The sequence below is a fragment of the Caballeronia sp. GAWG1-1 genome, assembly GCF_023631465.1.
In the GTDB taxonomy this organism is placed as follows: domain Bacteria; phylum Pseudomonadota; class Gammaproteobacteria; order Burkholderiales; family Burkholderiaceae; genus Caballeronia.
On sequence record NZ_JALQDB010000008.1, the window covers coordinates 121295 to 139918 of the forward strand.

General features: G+C 58.8%; 12 protein-coding genes and 1 tRNA gene. 4 read left to right on the forward strand and 9 right to left on the reverse strand.

All coding sequences use genetic code 11. The features are described from left to right. Complete coding sequence (locus NCT03_RS04715; RefSeq protein ID WP_250492063.1) at positions 1-591, forward strand: lysis system i-spanin subunit Rz; 591 nt, start codon at positions 1-3, stop codon at positions 589-591. A 1666-nt stretch (positions 592-2257) separates the two neighbouring features. On the opposite strand, the gene NCT03_RS04720 is transcribed toward NCT03_RS04715, so the two are convergent. Together NCT03_RS04720 and NCT03_RS04725 are read right to left on the reverse strand one after the other, a co-directional pair. Continuing rightward, positions 2258-4309, reverse strand: coding sequence for a prolyl oligopeptidase family serine peptidase (locus tag NCT03_RS04720; protein WP_350029999.1), 2052 nt, complete (start codon positions 4307-4309; stop codon positions 2258-2260). 234 nt (positions 4310-4543) lie between these two features. After that, on the reverse strand, positions 4544-5344 hold the full coding sequence (locus NCT03_RS04725; protein WP_250464114.1) for a hypothetical protein: 801 nt from the start codon (positions 5342-5344) through the stop codon (positions 4544-4546). A gap of 298 nt (positions 5345-5642) precedes the next feature. On the opposite strand from NCT03_RS04725, the gene NCT03_RS04730 reads away from it, so the two are divergent. After that, on the forward strand, positions 5643-6341 hold the full coding sequence (locus NCT03_RS04730; protein ID WP_250464116.1) for a LuxR C-terminal-related transcriptional regulator: 699 nt from the start codon (positions 5643-5645) through the stop codon (positions 6339-6341). 606 nt (positions 6342-6947) lie between these two features. Here the strand turns inward: NCT03_RS04730 and NCT03_RS04735 are convergent. Beyond that, positions 6948-8045: a site-specific integrase gene (locus NCT03_RS04735; RefSeq protein ID WP_250464118.1), complete on the reverse strand. Its 1098-nt coding sequence runs from the start codon at positions 8043-8045 to the stop codon at positions 6948-6950. Between the two features lie 214 nt (positions 8046-8259). On the opposite strand from NCT03_RS04735, the gene NCT03_RS04740 reads away from it, so the two are divergent. Both NCT03_RS04740 and NCT03_RS04745 read left to right on the forward strand, forming a co-directional pair. Continuing rightward, positions 8260-8334 (forward strand) — tRNA-Arg (locus NCT03_RS04740). A 578-nt stretch (positions 8335-8912) separates the two neighbouring features. Then, positions 8913-12077, forward strand: coding sequence for a PAS domain S-box protein (locus NCT03_RS04745; protein WP_250492064.1), 3165 nt, complete (start codon positions 8913-8915; stop codon positions 12075-12077). A gap of 9 nt (positions 12078-12086) precedes the next feature. Here NCT03_RS04745 and NCT03_RS04750 read toward each other — a convergent pair whose 3' ends face one another. The 6 genes from NCT03_RS04750 to NCT03_RS04775 are packed head-to-tail and all read right to left on the reverse strand — an operon-like array spanning position 12087 to position 18463. Then, positions 12087-13409, reverse strand: a complete 1323-nt coding sequence (locus NCT03_RS04750) for a hypothetical protein (protein ID WP_250492172.1) — start codon at positions 13407-13409, stop codon at positions 12087-12089. Further along, complete coding sequence (locus NCT03_RS04755; RefSeq protein ID WP_250492065.1) at positions 13409-14989, reverse strand: vWA domain-containing protein; 1581 nt, start codon at positions 14987-14989, stop codon at positions 13409-13411. The genes NCT03_RS04750 and NCT03_RS04755 overlap by 1 nt, the downstream gene beginning before the upstream one ends. 1 nt (position 14990) lies before the next feature. Next, positions 14991-16004 carry a vWA domain-containing protein gene (locus tag NCT03_RS04760; protein WP_250492066.1) on the reverse strand — a complete coding sequence of 338 codons (1014 nt, stop codon included), beginning with the start codon at positions 16002-16004 and terminating at the stop codon, positions 14991-14993. Continuing rightward, the gene (locus NCT03_RS04765; RefSeq protein ID WP_250492067.1) at positions 15991-16506 is read right to left on the reverse strand and encodes a DUF4381 domain-containing protein; all 516 of its coding nucleotides are present in this window, start codon (positions 16504-16506) and stop codon (positions 15991-15993) included. Before NCT03_RS04765 ends, NCT03_RS04760 begins: the two co-directional genes overlap by 14 nt. Then, entirely contained in the window at positions 16503-17486 is a 984-nt protein-coding gene (locus NCT03_RS04770) for a DUF58 domain-containing protein (RefSeq protein ID WP_250492068.1), read from the reverse strand. The genes NCT03_RS04765 and NCT03_RS04770 overlap by 4 nt, the downstream gene beginning before the upstream one ends. Before the next feature lie 17 nt (positions 17487-17503). After that, positions 17504-18463 (reverse strand): AAA family ATPase, encoded by a 960-nt coding sequence (locus NCT03_RS04775; protein ID WP_250492069.1) that lies wholly within the window; start codon positions 18461-18463, stop codon positions 17504-17506. Between the last annotated feature and the right edge of the window lie 161 nt (positions 18464-18624).

Genomic DNA, 18624 nt, shown 5'->3' on the forward strand with positions numbered 1-18624 from the left:
GTGTCCTCAACTTTCAGCGACGTAACTCTCCGTCTGGTCTTTGGCGTCGTAATCGGTGCGACGGCGATGCACGCGTTCGACAACGCTCAACTCGTTCTCGAGCAGGCTGCGCATGCACGCGATAACGAAGCGAATGCGCAAAAGCTCAGTGCGGTATCTGATGTTGCGGCCAAGGCCGCAAGCGAATCGATCGCCGCGCATAACGCAGCGGCCGCGCAAATCGCAGCACTCGACAAACGTTTCTCTAAGGAGCTTGCATCTCATGAAGATGATAACGCCAAAAATCGCGATGCTGTTGCTGACGGCACTCGTCGGTTGCGCATCGCAATCGCGGACGCAGAACGCCGTAGCAGTGCCGCAAATTCAAGCAGTGCCGCCGGCGGCGTGGGCGATGGAACGCGTCGCTACGCCGAGTTATCACCAGCGGTTGGAACGGCTCTTTTCGGAATAGTTGACGATGCGGACAACGACGCACGTAGAAAAGCCGAATACCTCCAGCGATACATCTGCGCGCTTCAGAAACAGGGCGTGATCGCGGGCAGATGTTCCGATCGGAGCCGCGGGCGCGAGCTTCCAACGGGCGCTTCTTGATACGGCGAATATTCGACGTAATGATTTGGCGCGAGAAAATCAACGCATAGGCTTCGACGAACTTTCAGCGTCAGCAAAGCAATTACATGAATTGTTGGGAATACCTTTGTGTCAGACAAGGCTGAAATTCGTACGAGTCCAATTGTCCGCCAAGCAGAATATTCATAAAGTAGTATCCGCTTCGCGTCTGTATCAACAGCATGCCTGATCTGAACGGTCAAGCAATTGCGGAGCAGTTTGTGATCCCCGACCTTGAGGGCGAAGCAAGCCCTCCTTAAGCCGCCTTGGGCGGCTTTTTTTTGACCACTGGTTGAGTTCAAGCAAAGAGCGCGACCGGCGTGGTGGATATCCGACGAAGAACAGGCGAGCGTCGGAAGACCACGATGGATTACTTCTCACGGTAGAAAACTCGACGGTCTGGTGACGCGTTGGGCCACGGAGCGCCCGCTTTGCGAGTAAGCTTTTTGACGCAAGTGTGTGTATCTGCAATTCGAACTGACTTCATAAATCGGCGGCGACAGTTCGCCTAAGAGTTCTCTCAGTCCAAATCTGTGTGCTTTACCGGCATTGCATATTGGGCATGCGGGGGGCCTTTGCGGGTTTCTGGTTGAATAAGAACCAACTCGGTTCGTAAGCCGGCGGTTGTATTTTTTAGGCGCATTGACTCACCCGCATTTATGTAGGGCTTCGGTAGTACAACTATCCGTCTACTTGGAAGTAGCACAATGAATGGAGCCATCCTCACTGGGTAGTCGGTTGGATTCGTAATCGTCAAGGTGCTGCCTAACTCTTGAAATTGCAACTTGGTCCATGGTTCGATGTTTTGCCTCAACTCCGCTGGCCCAGAAAAAATCCTCATTGACGCTATTCCCGCGCTTGACCAGAGTGTGGAACTGATTAAGTTGGATGTTGTTTCGGAAAACCTTGCGCTTTTGCGGGGTGCAGGAGGTATGACGTTCGACGCCAACGCCTTAGCGTGGATAGCAAAAGGGTTAGAGTTACCGCACATGCTGCACTGCTCAAAGGAATGCTCTACATAGCCGGTATTATGGCCGGGCCCATGCCCGAGAATCAGCCACGCCAAGATGGTCGTTATGAGATCGTGGGTTGTCATGCCTATATTGTTGCGAGTTAAAGGAACTAAGCTACGCGATGAAGGCGATAACATCAATCAGACGCTTCTCGGACTTGTCATTGAAATGTCCGAGAGCGCCAATACGTCATCGAGGACTGCAGCCCGTTAATGTCGAACTGTCGGATGGAATGCTGAGAAGGCTTTGTATAGCCCAGCCCCAAGGCTCTAAAATCGTCATATCTCTCAGCGTTGCAGCAGACTTCTTATGGGAGCCGTCGGCCTGCTGTCGGCGTCATTGGCGTTGAAACCGGTGCGCATTCCGGGCTATCACTAGAAGTGGAGCAACTGGTTGCAAAATGGGAAATGACGCCGAGTATAGCGCTCGCGCGACAGTTAGATAGTTGCAACGCTATGTCTGCGCGCTACAGCAGGAACAGAGTATCGTCGGCGACAGCAAAGACTCCTTTCCCTCGAAGTGACGATTGTTCTGCCTTTGCTAGACCACGGTATCTACGTCAAAAGGGACTGTTGGGCAGGAAAGTATTGACTCTCACCAAAACCTGTTTGCGGAGGGCTCCATGCTGCGTGGAATCACCCCTCAAGACGCCCAATCATTTTGCGAAAAAATTCAAAGTTGATCGCTTCACTGCGCGCGATCTGTACAGGTGTCACTCCCGCGCCGTGTCCTCCTTCATCCACTTCTCGATACCAAACGTTGCTGTGCCCTTGCGCCTGCATCTTTGCCACCATCTTACGCGCATGAGCCGGATGCACGCGGTCATCGCTCGTCGATGACGTGAAGAGTGCCGGCGGATATATGACATCAGCTTTCACATTTTGATAGGGCGAATAGGACAACAAATTGCTGAGGTCGTCATTTTTATTGGGATCCCCATATTCGTCAATCCACAATGCGCCTTGCAGTAGCAAGTGAAAACGCGCCATGTCGAGTACTGGCATTTCCGACAGCACAGCACCGAAAAGATCGGGTCGCTGCACCATGCATGCCGCCACCAGTAGGCCGCCGTTACTGGCACCGCGAATCGCAAGCTGCTTCGGCGACGTGACATTCGAGTGAATCAGCTCCTGCGCGACCGCAATGAAATCGTCGAATGCCACTTGTCGGTTCTTGCGCAACGCCGCCTGATGCCAGGCTGGTCCAAACTCGCCGCCGCCGCGAATGTTGGCGACCGCATACAAGCCGCCGCGCTCAAGCCACGCGATGCCTGTCGTCGCATCGTACTGCGGATCGAGTGCTATTTCGAAGCCGCCGTAGCCATAAAGCAGGCAAGGGCGGGCAGCGGTGTATGTTTCCACATTGTGGCCGATCAGCCAGTATGGGATGCGTTCGCCGTCCGGCGCAATAGCATGATGGCGCACGGCTGACATTCCGTTCGCGTTGAACTGGGCGGGCGACTGCGCTAGCAGTTGGCAGGGCGCGTTGTTGGCGACGTCGGCATGGTAGAGCGTAGGAGGTGTCAAAAAATGTTCGACTTGAATTAAGACCGTATCGTCCCGCTTGCCGTCGACTGCGCGCACGGACATCTGACCCGCTTCTGGTATGGAAAAATCGCGCCATTCCCACGAAGCGTTGCAGTCGACTGGCGGGCGCATCAACGTTATGTGCGGCCTACCATTGTCCTTTTGGGAGACGACGAGCCAATGTTTTGTATGATCGATTCCGGCGAGCACTCTGCGATCGGACGGTACGAATAGCTCTGTAAAGTCTTGCCCTCCGGCAAGGAAAGTGTCTCGGAGGATGACGAGCAGCGAACCTGCATCATGGCGCTTCCCGTTAACGGTCCATTGTTTGCGCAGCGTGACGATAAGCCAGCGGTTCCAATGATCAATTTCAGCGTGTGCCGGCAGGTCATATTGCCTCCAGCAACCTGTTGTTTCGTCAAGCCAATAGTGCAGCGTTTCGTAGAACGTCAAGTTGCGAAATGCAAAACGCAACTTCGCAGCCGGGTCATAGAAGGCAACCGCAACCATATCGCTTTTTGCGCCCTCAAACGCGACGGGTGCATCGGCGAGACGCGTACCGCGGGTCCAGAGACGCGATTGTCGCGGTAAGCCTGAAGTTGTGACCGCGTCTTCTGCGTCATCGAGGCTGTCATCCCAACTTACGTAGACAGCGTCGCAACTGATCCATGAAATGAAATGTTTCCCGACGTTGGGAATATTGAAGCCGTCATCTATGAAACGATTTGCTTCAACATCGAATTCGCGTACTACGCACGCGTCGGACCCGCCACGAGAGAACTTGATCAAGGCGCGGTTGTGGTCGGGGTGCAATAAAGTGTAGCTAGCCAGCGTCCAATGGATGTCTTCTATATCGGACACGTTCAGGTCAATCGCGCCAACATCCAAAACTGTTTCCCAAACCGGTTCACCAGCAAGCCATGCATGCCAGGCAGTGCGTCTTAAGATACCTAGGGGATACTCATTGTCTTGCCAGGTGTTGTATGCCCAGTCGCCATGACGCGTACACATCACAATCCGGTCCTGCGACGTATATGCCCGTTCGAGGCGCGTCGCGAGTGCGAGGGTGTCTGCTGGCTCGCCGAACGTCACCTCGGTTCGACATGTTTGGGCGTCAACCCAAGCCTGCGCGCAAAGACTATTTAGCGATTCGAGCCCCATGAAAGCGTCGGGATCGTTTGATTTGGGCCAAAGTAGGCCGTCGCAGTGCCGTGATCTATAAGTCATCAATGAGAAAATTAAAAACTGCTCTAGAAAAGAATCGGCGATTCAAACGCAGCTTCAACATAAGAAGGCGTCACAGTGCTCTGGTTATCGCTGCCGCGCGGCTGGTCCGCCTACTTCAACCCCGGTTACGGTAAGGCCCAAAGTTTGTCTTGGATTAACACCACAGGGTTATTCAAATGGTCCATGCCATGAGCGTTCGATTGCAGTCCACGGACGCAGATGCAGATCAAGCGAAGAGGTCGTGATCCCAGTCGGAGTCTCGATGGTGATACCGATTGCGGATGGTGTCATGCCTGACGCCACTCCGCGGCAGAGCTGCCATGACTGTGGCGCGATGTAGCGCTGCGAAAGCACAAACGTTTGGCCGAAAGGGACTAAGGTGACTAGCGGAGAAAGAAAGACGATATGCGCGCTACGATTCTCAATGATTACGTCGCCATATTTGTTTATCGATGCCGAGAGCAACTCGCATGGGTCGTCTTCAAACTTTAGTGCCGTTGGTCGAACAATTAAAGGAATGGATGTCTCTGCTTCCTGCGTGGCAGCGTTGGGATAGGATTGGAACCATTCAAAACGGGCTCGGTACAATTGTTCTGTCTCTGCTTCGCCCGTGAGGAGAACGTAGTCGATAGTTCCACACTCCCCGCTTTCTAAACTCATCATAAGGGGCATTACCATGATCGATGTCGCTTGCGTCTCCGGGAACCGGTGAACTGACGGTAACACTACAATGCGAGACCTGCCTACGTTTTGAACCGCTAGTTTTGTTTGCTTCGCGTCCGTATCGACCGTTATCACACGCGCACCGATGGCTAGCGAATCAAATAGCGAGCTTTTCTCACACTCGTGGTTCAAATCGGTGCTTCTACAAGCTGGCTCTATTCTCACCTTGTCCAGAAGGCGCTTCTTCCCGCGTTGCAATTTCGTGATTATCGATCGTGGTTTGTCGGTGAACGATTGGGTCGGCATCTTATTTTCTCCCTCGTGTGTTTTCCTGTTAAGCATCTGATACCCAGTTTTGCGCGTCTGATTAGTTTGGCCTGAACTTCGGACATAGACAATCGGACCTTTCGTATTCGCATCTCGAATGTGTCCGACCCGAATCGAAGCCTGAGTTCAGTATGGGTGCAGTTTCGCAACGGCGCGTCATCGTGCCGTGCGCCATATTCGTACGAGTCAGATTGAGGGCGGCCGACAGTTCATCTAATCTGACTGCCCTTTGTCCGTCCGGTGATCCGCTATCTTCTGCGGCGTACCTTCACGTTCCATGAGTTGGCTAAAAATGTGTATAAAAGTTATTTCTGCTGAAAGCCACCCGCTAACCGCGCTCGGAGTTAAAACTCTTATCCAGCGTTATGAAGGGATGGATTTGGTGGCAGCCGTTCGAAGAAGCGATGAACTTTCGAATGTGGCGTCAGCGCACGATTTTCACGTCGTGGTAACAGATCAAGAGGCGGCTTGTGAGGCGGCCGGAAAGTCGTTCAGACCGTTGCTAAAAATAATCCTTGAAGACCATCCAGCGGTCGGCGTGGTTCTACATTCTTGTGTCCGCAATCTGGCTTATGTATCGACTTTAGCGCAGCTTGGTGTACATGCGATACTTGATAAAGAAGACATAATCGAGTTTCTACCAGTCGCTATTCTGGCTGCTCACGCGAAGGCTACTTATGTTTCCCCAAAACTTGCAGGTTTTAACATCGCCCAAAGCTCGACTGCTGATGTCAGGCCGTTGTCTCGGTGCGAGATAAATGTGTTGAAATCGGTCTTGGCCGGATTGTCTGTGAAGGAGATATCGTTGACGCTCTACCGGTCAAAGCAAACAGTGAGCACACACAAGAAAAATGCGATGCGAAAGCTTCAAATCAATTCAGACGCCGAGTTATTCCGAGCCTTTTCTGAGCAAGATTTCGCGATTGTTGAGTCCGGGCTTCGTTATATCACTAGTGGTCCGCAATGCAAAGGGTAAGCGGATTGTTTAATGTTAGCCGATATAGGCAATCGATCATCCCAGCTATTTTGTTTTGCGTTGCTTTCGGGCTGTTGGGCTGTACAGATCTGCACGAGCACGGCTATGCAGGCTCTATCCCGAACTCAGATGCATCGCCCACAAATCCTGGGCCAGAGCTGCTTCTTTATCGAGCTGAAGATCTTTCAGGGCGGGTCCAAAGTTTTTTGGCTGACGGCTACGTCGTTGTAGCCGTGGCGGCTTTCGTCACAAGTGACGAAGGTAAGGAAAGGGAGAAAGCAGTACAGTTTGGAACGGACAACAACGCCGACGTTGTGATTACGTGGGACGTGCCTGCCAAGGAGTCCAGCATGAATATACCCTCCGGCCTGCCACCGCGGTTTTGTCGATTCGCGGGCAGCCAATGTGGTTCTAACAGCGTTGTTCGAGCGAACCGCGCGCACGTATATGTCGCAATGGCTAAACGGCCTAATGCCGATACAGCCTAACGAACTGAGTTCCTTAAGTCGGCGGACCGTCAATTGCAAACGATGCCGTGCGGGAATGGCGCGTGTATGACTGAAGCGCAGTGAGAGTATCGGTGGGGGTCCTCCGGTCGCCCATCGATTAGGCGGCCGTGTCGATTTTGAGGCGGCCCTTTCTTGCGATGTTGGCGACGCTTAGATTTGTGTACCGCTTCAGGTTACGCCAGTCCTTATGGCCGGTGACTGCCGCAACTTCAGGAATTTCCCAGCCTGCTTCAAAAAGAGCGCTGGTGGCTTCATGTCGCAGATCGTGCAGGCGGAGGTCGACGATTCCTTTTGCATCGCAGGCTTGCTTGAAGTACTTGCTCGCAGTGCCTTTGTTGAAACGAAAAATAAATTCGTTTTTATGCGGCGGTAGGGAAGGATCAGCGGCCTGCTTGCGTGCGTAATCTTCTGGGACCGGATAGCGCGGTTGTCTTGCAATGACTTCGAACGAGTCGCCGATAAGCGGAACCCACTCGTTGTTGCCGACCTTCTGCCTCGGATGCTTTCGGTCTCGAACTAGCGCCAGATGTTTCTCCTCGTCAATGTCGTCCCAGCGTAGCGAGAACAGTTCCCCGCGTCGGAAGGCACACTGCATGGCCACGCGCAGTAGGTCGGGCATTGCCTGCTCACGTTCCGGGTGTTCCGCAAACCAAGCGAAGATCTTTTCAATTTCTTCTTTCGAAGGGCGGCGTTCTCGCTTTTTACCTGGTCCTATTAGATGCATGTGGTGAAGAGCGGGCCGCGCGGTGGCAACTGCATCGGGGAGAACAATGTCCAGCAGTGAAGCAGTGTGGCGCATTACGGTGCCGAGCTTCGATAGATCCATGTCGATCGTGTAGGCGCCAGCGCCGCCCGTTTTGCGCGCTTGGGCAAATTTGACAATACGCTGCGTGTTCAGCTCCGCCGCTAAGCCACCTCCAAACGCATCTTCCAGCCGTTGCAGAATGTAATGTTCATTCGACTTAAGCTTGATTGGGTGGCCGGACGCAGCGCGTGCCTCGCGATATTTGTCAATCAGGTGTCCGACAGTGACGGCGCGAGCGTCGGCGGCGTTTTGTCCCTTGTCGATCGCTGTTTCCTGCTCGCGTGCCCAAGCTTGTGCCGCGCCTTTCGTTTTGAATGTCTTTGTTATACTCTGCCCGCGACGGCGCACCTGGGCGCGCCAGCGGCTACCAACTTGCAAAATAGAAGCCATCTGTGATCTCCATAGTTGTAGCAGTGCCAGATCAGTCGTTAGCCCAAAAAGTGGGTTTTGTAGCAAAAGTGTAGCAAAGATAGTTTTAAACGAGGTCTCATTGCGTGTCACGGTGCTTCATTTAGGAAGAAGCTCGAACGGCCGGAAACGCAAGCTGGATAAGGCTTAAGGACTGATTATCTTGAGTCCGAGTCGTCCCCTCGGAATGGTCTCTCTCCCCGTAGTTCAATGGATAGAACGAGTGCCTCCTAAGCGCTAGATGCAGGTTCGATTCCTGCCGGGGGGACCATCCTAGGTGCCGACATCACCTAAGAAAACCCCATCGCCCTCTCAAAAACGCCAATCGGCAGGGCGCGCTCATGAGCGGCAAGCGCCCGTCGAATGGATACGCCTCGGCTCGGGCGTCTTGCATCCTGTCGCAAAGCGCGGCCACCTCATGGATTCCCCAGTCCTCGTGTGCGGGACGTCAGTCATTGGTTAACGCACCCATTTGATGTGTCCACTACGGCTTGAGTCGATCAAGTCTGCCGAGACGCTGCGCCACCTACGACGAACCCCAAAGCGCGTTCGCAACCACGCCGGAATCGTTGCAAGCGCTTGGGATAGAGTTCAAGCCGACGCTGTAGCCAGCACGCATATCCAACATTGCCCCTGAGCGTCTTCCGCCATGAGATGCGCCCGTCGACTAAGCGTGCCTCAATCAAATCGATCTTCATCGCCTGTTTAATTTTTTCCTTCCAGTGCCGTTAATCCAGAAAGTTCGCGCTTAGGGAAAAGGTTAAGTGATCGTCGAATTCGATCCATGAGACAACTTCGTTCCAACCTGCCATCAGCGCATATCGCCGCAACTTCTACTGGCGGGTGACAATGCATAACAATCCGGTGAAATTCTCCTTTACTCCGGCCGATCAGGAAGCGCTGGAGAGAAGCCTCGGGCGGATCGCCTTCGCGCCCGACGGCAGCATCCTTCGTGTCAACGAGCGCTTCCTGGAGCTCTTCGACTACAAGGGCTGGGAGCTCGTCGGACGCAATCGCAGCATCTTCAGGCCGCTCGCGACAGGCGCCACCGCGCCGGACGAGATCGATACGGTCTTCGCAACCGCCAAAGCCTTCTTCGGCGAGATGCAGCAATTGAAGCGCGATGGCACGTCCTTCTGGACCGAGGTTTCCTGCATACCGGTCGCAGCCGAAGACGGCGCGGTCGGCGAGACCGTCATGCTGGTGCGCGACGTCACTGACCGCATGATGTCGGCCGCCGACGTCGCCGGCCAGATCGCCGCCATCAACACTTCGCAGGCCGTCATCCATTTCGCGATGGACGGCACCATTCTTCATGCCAACGAGAAGTTTCTGGAGGCCACCGGCTACCGGCTCGATGAACTCGTCGGCAAGCATCATCGAATGTTCGTCGCCGCCGACGAGGCCAGGGACCCGTCCTATGCCGCCTTCTGGGAACGGTTGCGGCAGGGTTTGCACGCTTCCGGCGAATATCGGCGATTCCGCAAGGACGAAAAGGCCGTCTGGCTTCGGGCAACCTACAATCCGATCCTCGACCTCGAAGGACGTCCGTTCAAGATCGTCAAATATGCGGTCGACGTCACGTCGGAGAAGAAGCAGAACGCCGATTTCGAAGGCCAGATCGCCGCCATCGACAAGTCGCAATGCATGGTGACCTTTTCGCCCGACGGCACCATTCTCGACGCCAACCGCAACTTCCTGGAAGCGGTCGGCTACACGATGGAGGAGCTCGAAGGCCGTCACCACCGCATGTTCGTCGATCCCGCTTACGCGCACAGTCTCGACTACGAGATCTTCTGGAGCGATCTGGCCGCCGGCCGTCATCGCAGCGGCGAGTTCCGGCGGATCGGCCGCGACAAGCGCGAAATCTGGCTGCAGGCAATCTACAGCCCGGTGCTCGACCAGGACGGGCGGCCCTTCAAGATTGTCAAATACGCGACGGTGGTCACGCGTGAAAAGCTTCGCCAGGCGGACCACCAAGGCCAGATCGCCGCGATCCACAAGTCGCAGAGTGTCGTCGCCTTCAATGTCGACGGCACGATCCTCGACGCCAACGACAACTTCCTGGACCTGACGGGCTATCGGCTGTCCCAGGTCATCGGTCGCCATCATTCGATGTTCGTCTCGGCCGAGGAGCGCGAAAGCGAAGCTTATGGGAAGTTCTGGCAGACGCTCGCCGCGGGTGAGTATCAGGCAGGCGAGTTCAAGCGGCTCGGCCGCGATGGCCGCGAGATCTGGCTGCAGGCTTCCTATAATCCGATCCTCGACATGAACGGGCGTACCTTCAAGGTCGTCAAGAACGCCGTCGACGTCACCGGGCAAAAGCTGCGACAAGGTGATTACGAAGGACAGATCGCCGCGATCAACAAGTCGCAAAGCGTCGTCTCGTTCGACATGGACGGCAATGTGCTCGAGGCGAACGACAACTTTCTTACCCTGATGGGCTACGCGCTCCCGGAAGTCGTCGGCCGGCACCATCGCATGTTCGTCGACAAGGAAACCGTCGCGCATGCCGATTACGCACGCTTCTGGAGCGATCTGCGCGCGGGCAAGTTCCTGTCCTCGAAGTTCAAACGCATCGCCGCGAACGGGGCGGAAGTGTGGATTCAGGCGTCCTACAATCCGATCTACGACCTGAACGGCAAGCCCTTCAAGATCGTCAAGATCGCCGCCGACATCACCGCCGACGTCTCGCTCGCCGCCGATCTCTCGCGCGCCCAGAAAGAAGTCCAGCACGATCCGGCGACGGGCCTTCCGAATCGGCTCGGCCTGCGCAAGTTCATGCGTCAGGTGCTTTCGGCGACCGACAGCGAGCTCGCGCTCTTCTATCTCGATCTCGATCACTTCAAGCCGATCAACGACACGTTCGGCCATGAAGTCGGCGATCTCGTCCTGCGCACCGTTGCCGCCCGTCTGACGGGCGAGTTGACAGAAGGGCAGCTCGTGGCGCGGATCGGAGGAGACGAGTTTGTCGTCGCGGCCACGAATCTCACGCGGCCGCAGATCGTCGAACTCGCGGAGCGCCTCATCGAGTCCGTGTCGCAGCCGATCGCTCATGGCGAGCGGTGGCTGGAGGTCGGTCTTTCGATCGGTATCGCGCTGACGCCGCAAGACACGCTGGAGGAAGACGAGCTTTTCCGCTTCGCCGACGTTGCGCTCTATCGTTCCAAGGGCAAGCAGCGTGGCACCTTCACCTTCTACGCCGAGGATGCGGAAACCTCCGCCGAGACCGAGCGGCATCTGGCGCACGACATGCTGATCGCGATCAAGGCGCGTGAGTTCGATCTTGCCTGCAGCGTGCGTGTTTCTGCAAACGACGCAATCGCCGTCGAGATTCAGCCGTGGTGGAACCACCCGACGCTCGGCCGCCTCGGCACCGAAACCTACCTGCGCGTCGCCGAACAAAGCGGTCTCGTCGTTCCTCTCGGCGACTGGATCTTGCGCGAGGCCTGCAAACTCGCCACGGACTTGCCCGAGATTACCGTTTGCGTGCCGGTCTATCCGAAGCAGCTCCTGACCAGCGACTTCGCCCAGACGCTGACGCTGGCGCTGCGAGAGAGCGGCGTGGACGCGAGCCGCCTCGAACTGCGGCTCGAACGCGGCACGGCGCGCGTCAACACGGAAAGCCTTCGCTCCGATGTCGCAAAGCTCAGGGCGATGGGTCTCGAAGTCGTCGCCGATAGCGTGCTCGCCGGCGAAAACGCGCTTTCGAATCGCGCCTACTGGAGCATGGACCGGGTGATGGTCGACGCGCGCCTCGGCGCCATTCTCAAGAGACAGGCTCATCCGCTCGCAACCGAGATTGCCGAGATCGAAGCTCGCGACGCCAAGGCGAACATTTCCGGCAAACGCTGCTTCGAGATCGACGCCAAGGCGGCGCTACACAGCTTCGTGGTGCTCGATACGATCAAACCGGGCGAGCTCACGGCCGCGCTTCGCGAGACGAGTAAGAGCGCGGAGGATGCGCAGGCCGAAGACGACGGGATGATCGCGAACAAAGAGAACGTCGCGTGAGAGTCGGTTCTACCGATCTTCGTTGTCGTTGAGCGGAGCCAGCGCCGGGCGCTTCGTTCTCCAACTTCGCCAAAACTTCGTGTGACGGCGCAGACGTGTGGGTGGCGCTTCATCGGCGCGACCCGTGCCCCGATAATGGACGATGGCCGAATCCGCCAGTCGCTTCAAGTCGCTCGGTTCGAACTCGCCGATATTGCGAAGCCGCGCCGGACGCGGATAACGCGGGTTGACGTCCATCCATCGGTAGAGCGCCGGAACGATGCGCGACATGCTGCCCGCGCTCGCGGCCTTTCGAAGCGCCCGCCACGCGGCGAACTCGCCTTCCGCGCGTGCTTTGCGCCACGCCGCCCACTGGCGCCAGCCGCGCTCGATCAGTACACGCATGCGCGGATAAAACCAGATCGCGAGCGCCATCGCCGCCAGGGCGACACACGCATACATGACGTCTCTCTCATCGAGGTAGATCACCGTATGCCGCGCCAGGCCGCCCGGAATGTCCCAAAGCGGCCGTTCGCTCGCTGCATGCGCGCGAAAGCTAAGCGCCGGAAGATGAATCTTTTCGCGCGCGCGAGTGGTCGTGTTCCACCATTCGATATCGATTGCTGGCAGCGTGTACGTTCCCGGACGCTCGACGAGATACGCGACCGTATCCGTGCGCTCGCCCGCGACGAATCCCGAACGGTCCTGCGTGATATTGCGGGTTACCGGCGGCTTCGAATAACGGCGCAATCCGGCGATGTCCGCAAAAGCGAGCGGTGGAATAAGCATCGACTCGGTGCCTTCCGCGCGCTCCGTGACGGCACGCGTCAAGGTGCCGCCGACTTCCAGCTTGCCGTCCGAAGGTTCGATTCTTTGCGTCACGGTAAGCTTTGGCGTGGGGAAAAACGACGCCATGTCTTCGGCCCCCGCCGGCACGCTTGCGACCAACTCCAGCCGGGGCGTCGTAAGCGTGACCGGTCCGTCGCCGCCGCCGGGATGCAGCGTGATGGCGAACGGCGGCACATCGAAAGTGCCCGCCGCGCGCGGCACGATTCGATAGACGCGCCGTACCCCGAACCAGCGCACGCCGTCCATGGTCTCCGAAAGGTTCTGCGCACTCTCGTCAGGCAACGTGACGAACGCATCGTGCACGTCGAACAGCGGCCAGTCCGGCGCGGCCGTGAACCATGTGGTCGTGAGCGCATCGACGACGAGTTGCGCCGCGCTGCCCGCCACCACCTTGCCAGCCGGTTCGAGATGCGCGCGCAACATGGTTCGGGGCGCATCGTCCGCGTGAGCGATCGAAAACACGTTCGAGAGAATGACGAACCCTATCGCGAGGAGCAATCGCATCACGGACTCGCTCCCGCTTCCTGTTCGAAGCGCTGATGCAAAAACGCCGCGGGCGATGTATTCAGATTACGCATCCACGTTTCCTCCGATGGACGCTGTTGCTCGACCAGCACGCGCTGGCCGCCTTTGATCTTCTTCTTGTCCGTCTCGACCTGATCGGGCTTCTGCGTGGTCGATTCGTCACTCTGCTCGTCGTCCTCGATGAGCATCTGTACCAGCTTCCGATTTGCACGCGCCTCCGCGAACCCCGCGCGATGCGCAATCGCGGCGTCGTAAGCCTTCATCGCGCCCGCGTAATCTTTCATCCGCGCGAGCGTGTTGCCGACATAGAACAACGCGTCCGGCGTGTCGAGTCGGGTGAACGTATCGAGTGCGCCGGCAAAGTCGCCGGCAAGATACTGTGCGCGGCCTTTCCACACGGGATCGTCGAAACGCGCGGCGGCACGCTTGTAGTCGCCATGTTCGAAGCTGTAGCGACCCTGCTGATCATGCGTTGCGAAGAGATCGAGCCACTCGAACGACGCGGCCTGCGCCTGCCTGGGAAAGTAAGCCATTGAAAGCGCAACCAGTATCATCGGCAGCCACTTCACCGTCCAGCCGCGCCTGAAGCAATACAAGGCGATGACGAGAATCGGCGCGAGCAGCCAGTAGCCCGATTCCCTCCAGCGCGGCACGATCTTCGAATCTTGCGCCGCTTCGAGATACACCTGCGCACGGTGCTGCACCCATTGCACGTCGTCATCGTCCGCGCGCATGCTTGCAAGCGGAATCGAAGCCGCTTGCGTGACTTTGCGGATGGCGGTTGCATCGAACGTGCCGGTGAGAGGGCGGTCCGCTTCGTCAGTCGCGATTTCGCCGTTCGCTCCACGGATCGCGCCGCCGCGTTCCGTGCCGACCGCGAGCCAAAGCAACTGGTGGCGCGATTCTTTCGCCATCCGAACGAAATCATCCGTATGGCTTTCATCGAAACCGTCGCTCATGAAGACGATCGTACCCGCTGCGTCGTCGGCCTTCTGCAAGACACGCTCCGCAAGCGCCAGGCCCGCAGCGGCGTTCTTGCCGTCATGCGGCATCAATTCGGGCGCGAGCGCAGGCACATAAAGCCCGAGCAAGGCGGGATCTTCCGTGGGCGGCACGACGAGATGCGCGCTCGCCGCGAACACCAGCAGCCCGGTGCGCGCGCCTTTGCGCGCTGCCGCGAGATCGAGCACCTTTTGCCTTGCGCGTTCGATACGGCTTGGCGCGACATCGGTTGCATCCATCGAACGCGCCAGTTCGAGGACGATCATGAGCGGCGCCTTGTCCTGATCGAAGGGCGGACGTTCCTGTTGCCACGTCGGCCCCGCGACGGCAATGGCGGATAAGGCGATCAGCGCGGCCAACGAATGGATCGGCTGCAAACCACGCTTCGCACGCTCGCCGACGATCAGATGCTCCAGCAAATGCGGCGCGATGATGTTGCGCCAGCGTGAACGCACATCGTTACGACGCAACCACGCAAACGGTAATAGCACGGCTGGAATGAGCAGCAAGAGCCATAACGGGCGCAGGAAGTGAAAAGCCGTCAGATCGATAGCCATATCAAGCTCCGATCTCCCCGGGCACGCGACGCGGCGCGCGCAAGAACGCAACGAGACAGGCAATGCCGTGATACAGCGTGAAGAGCGACACCGCGAGCGCGAGCGCCAGCCAGTAGAACTCCCGGCGCGGCCTGTACACCTCGCGCGTGATTTTTTCCGGCGTCATCTTGTCGATCTGCGCGTACACGGACGCGATGTCTTCCGCGCGGCCCATCGCATGGAACGACGTCCCGCCAGTCGTCCGGGCAATGCGCGTCAGTGCGTCGAGATCGACCTTGTCCTCGCCTTCGGTCTGCGGATCGCCGATGCCGATGGTGTGCACCACGATGCCGTGATGCTTCGCAATCTGCGCGGCCTGCGTGGGCGCGATGGCGCTTGCGGTGTCGTTGCCATCGGTGAGCAGAATCAGCACCTTTTCCTGCGCGGGCGTGTTTTCCATGAGTCTGACCGCCAGCCCGATCGCGTCGCCGATAGCCGTGCGCGGTCCCGCCATGCCAATGCGCATGGCGTCGAGCAGCATCAGCACGCTGTCGTGATCGAGCGTGAGCGGCGCTTGCGGATAAGCACCGTCGCCGAACACGATCAGGCCGATGCGGTCGCCCTTGCGCTTCGCAATGAAATCGGCGACTACGCGCTTGACCGCGCTCAGGCGATCGAGCCGTTCGCCGGTCGCGCCATCGATGAAATCGCGCTCGCTCATCGATTGCGACAGGTCGATCGCAAGCAGCAAGTCACGCGCGGGTAACTCGTGCGTGACGGGCGGTTCGAGGAACACCGGCCGCGCCGCCGCAATCAGCAGCAAAATCCAGAGCACGGGCATGAGCAAGCGCTGCAGCCAGTTGCGGCGCAGACGCACGCCGCCGGGCGCGGGTTTCTCGCCGGCAGCATGGGCCATTTCCTGAAAGAACGGCATGCGCACGGCCGTCGATGTCGTGCGATATGCGGGCGCCAGCCACCACACGAAGAGGGGCAAGGGCAGCAGCGCGAACATCCACACGTACTCAAACTTCCACATGATGATGCTCGATCCAGTCGCGCGCCGCGTGAACGAGACGGTCGGCGTCCTGTCGCGTGATGGCGGCGAGTCGCGCTTGCGGCGCATATGTCGCGGTGAAAAGCAGCGCGCCGCTCGCATCGTCGAAGTGACCGTGCGTGGCGCGCAGAAATGCAAGCCAGGTTGCGCCGCTGAGCGAGGCCACTTGCCCGCGCGGCGCGGCGGCAAGCGCGGTACGTTTGATGAGCGGCGCGATCTCGGCAAGCGCGGCCGCACGGCTTGCTTCGTCGGCAAGCTTCGCTTCGATGCGCGCCAGTTCGGCAAGCGCCTCGCGCCGGTAGCGGCTCCTTTCATGCCGACGCCAGGCGAACCATCCGGCGAGCGCCGCCAACGCCGCGAGCAAGACAAGCACGAAAAGCCAGCCGATGGTCCGCGGCATATACGACACGGGCTCGGGCAACGGTAACTCGCGCAGCGCCTGCAACGCGGCGGGCGTGTCGGCGGGCATGAGCGGCGTGCTCATAGGCCGCCTTGCGCCGCGCGACGCACGCGCTCGCCGAATAAGCGCCGCACCTGATCGACGACCGGTTCGGCGGTCGATAACGCCATCAACGGCACGCCGCTCGTGCGCAATAGCTCCGCAATCGCTGCCGCGCGGCCCTTGAAGAGGCTGGCGAGCGGCGCACGCACGCGTTCGTTTTCCATGCGCAGCTCCACTTGCAAGCGTCCTTCGCTCACCACCAGCGCGCGATGCTCGGGCATGCCTTGCCAGAGAGGATCGAAGACGAGCGCCGCGATCACGTCGTTATGCGCGGCAATCTGCCGGAGCAGCCGGCGCGTGCGTTCATCGGCGCCTGCAAAGTCGCTCATGATGCACACCAGAAAGTCGTGCGATGCGATCTGCAACACGCCTTCGAGCGCCGCATTGAGTTGCGCGTAATTCGTTCGCGCGAGACTCTCGGCATGCAACGACGCGTTCATCCGCGCGATGGCGCCGAACAGCAAGTCGATGCGCGCGCGACTTCGCAACGGACGCACGCGGACCACTTCTTCGTCGCCGAACACGACGCCGCCCACGCGATCCCCAGCGGCAAACGCCATCCACACGGCGAGCGCCGCCGCTTCGGCCGCGACCACGGACTTGAGCGCACGGCTCGATCCGAAGAACATGTTCATGCGCTGATCGACGATGACCAGAAGCGGCCGATCGCGCTCCTCGGTATAGACCCGCACATGCGGCTTGCCCGTGCGCAGGCTCACGCGCCAGTCGAGATGGCGTATGTCGTCGCCGGGCAAATAGCCGCGCAGTTCCTCGAAATTCAGGCCGCGTCCGCGCATGCGCGACGCTTGCCGTCCCGACAAGATGCTCGTTACGGGCGCGGGCGCGACGAAGCTCAAACCCCGCGCGCGGCCTTCGAGCCCGGCGAGATGCGCGGCATCGACATAAACGCTGCCGATGGCCGAAGCGGGCGGGCCATGAACGTCTGCTGCGTCGTGCGGCATCGCGGGTTCCCTCCGGCTCAAGCTGGCACGGCCACTTTTTCCACTAGCCGGTCGATCACGTGGTCGGCGCCGACCTTGTCGGCGGTCGCATCGTAGGACAGCAACAAACGATGCCGCAGCACCGGATGGATGACCGCGCGCACGTCGTCTGGCGTGACGAAATCGCGCTCGTCGAGCCATGCATGCACGCGGCTCGCCCGATCCAGTCCGATCGCGCCGCGCGGGCTCGCTCCGACTTCGATCCATTTGCCGAGGTCGGCATCGAGCGCGCCGCCATGACGCGTCGCGTTGACAATCGATACGATGTATTCGTCGATGGCCGGCGCCACCGCGACGCGCCGGACGGCCTCGCGCGCGGCGAACACATCTTCCTGCGTCAGCGTTTCCATGGCGGCCGGCGCGCCCTCGCTTTCGCGACGCAGCAAGCGCAGCATGTCCGCCTCGCTCCGGGGCGACGCATAACCGATCAGCACCTTCATGAGAAAACGGTCCATCTGCGCTTCCGGCAGGGGATAAGTGCCTTCCTGTTCGATGGGATTCTGCGTCGCCATCACGAGGAAGAGTTCGGGCAGCGGGTACGTCTTGCCGGAGATTGAAATTTGCCGCTCTTCCATGGCTTCGAGCAGCGCGGATTGAACCTTGGCGGGCGCGCGGTTGATTTCGTCCGCGAGAATCAGATTGCCGAAGATGGGACCCGGCTGGAACGAGAGCGTGCGTTCGTTGCCCGATTGCAGAAGCGTCTCGCCGCCCGTGATATCCGAGGGCAGCAGATCGGGCGTGAACTGGATGCGCTTCATCGTGGCGGCCAGACGCGCCGCGATGGCCTTGACGGTACGTGTCTTTGCGAGACCCGGAAGGCTCTCGAGCAGCACGTGCCCATCCGCGAAAAGCGCAATGAGAATCTGGCGCACGACGGCCTCCTGGCCGATCACCGCTTGCCCGATGCTCGTCTCGAATCGCCGGATGAGGTCTTGCATGGCTCGCTCGCTAAGAGTGCAACGCGCACGCGTTGCTGATGCGATGATCCCGAAGCTGTCTGAACACGTGCTGCACAAGTTACTAAAGCAAGGCGGTTTCGTCAAAGCCGTGTCGGCCCTTTCGCAAGGATGCCTACCGTTTGCGGCATCGCTCGAAAAAA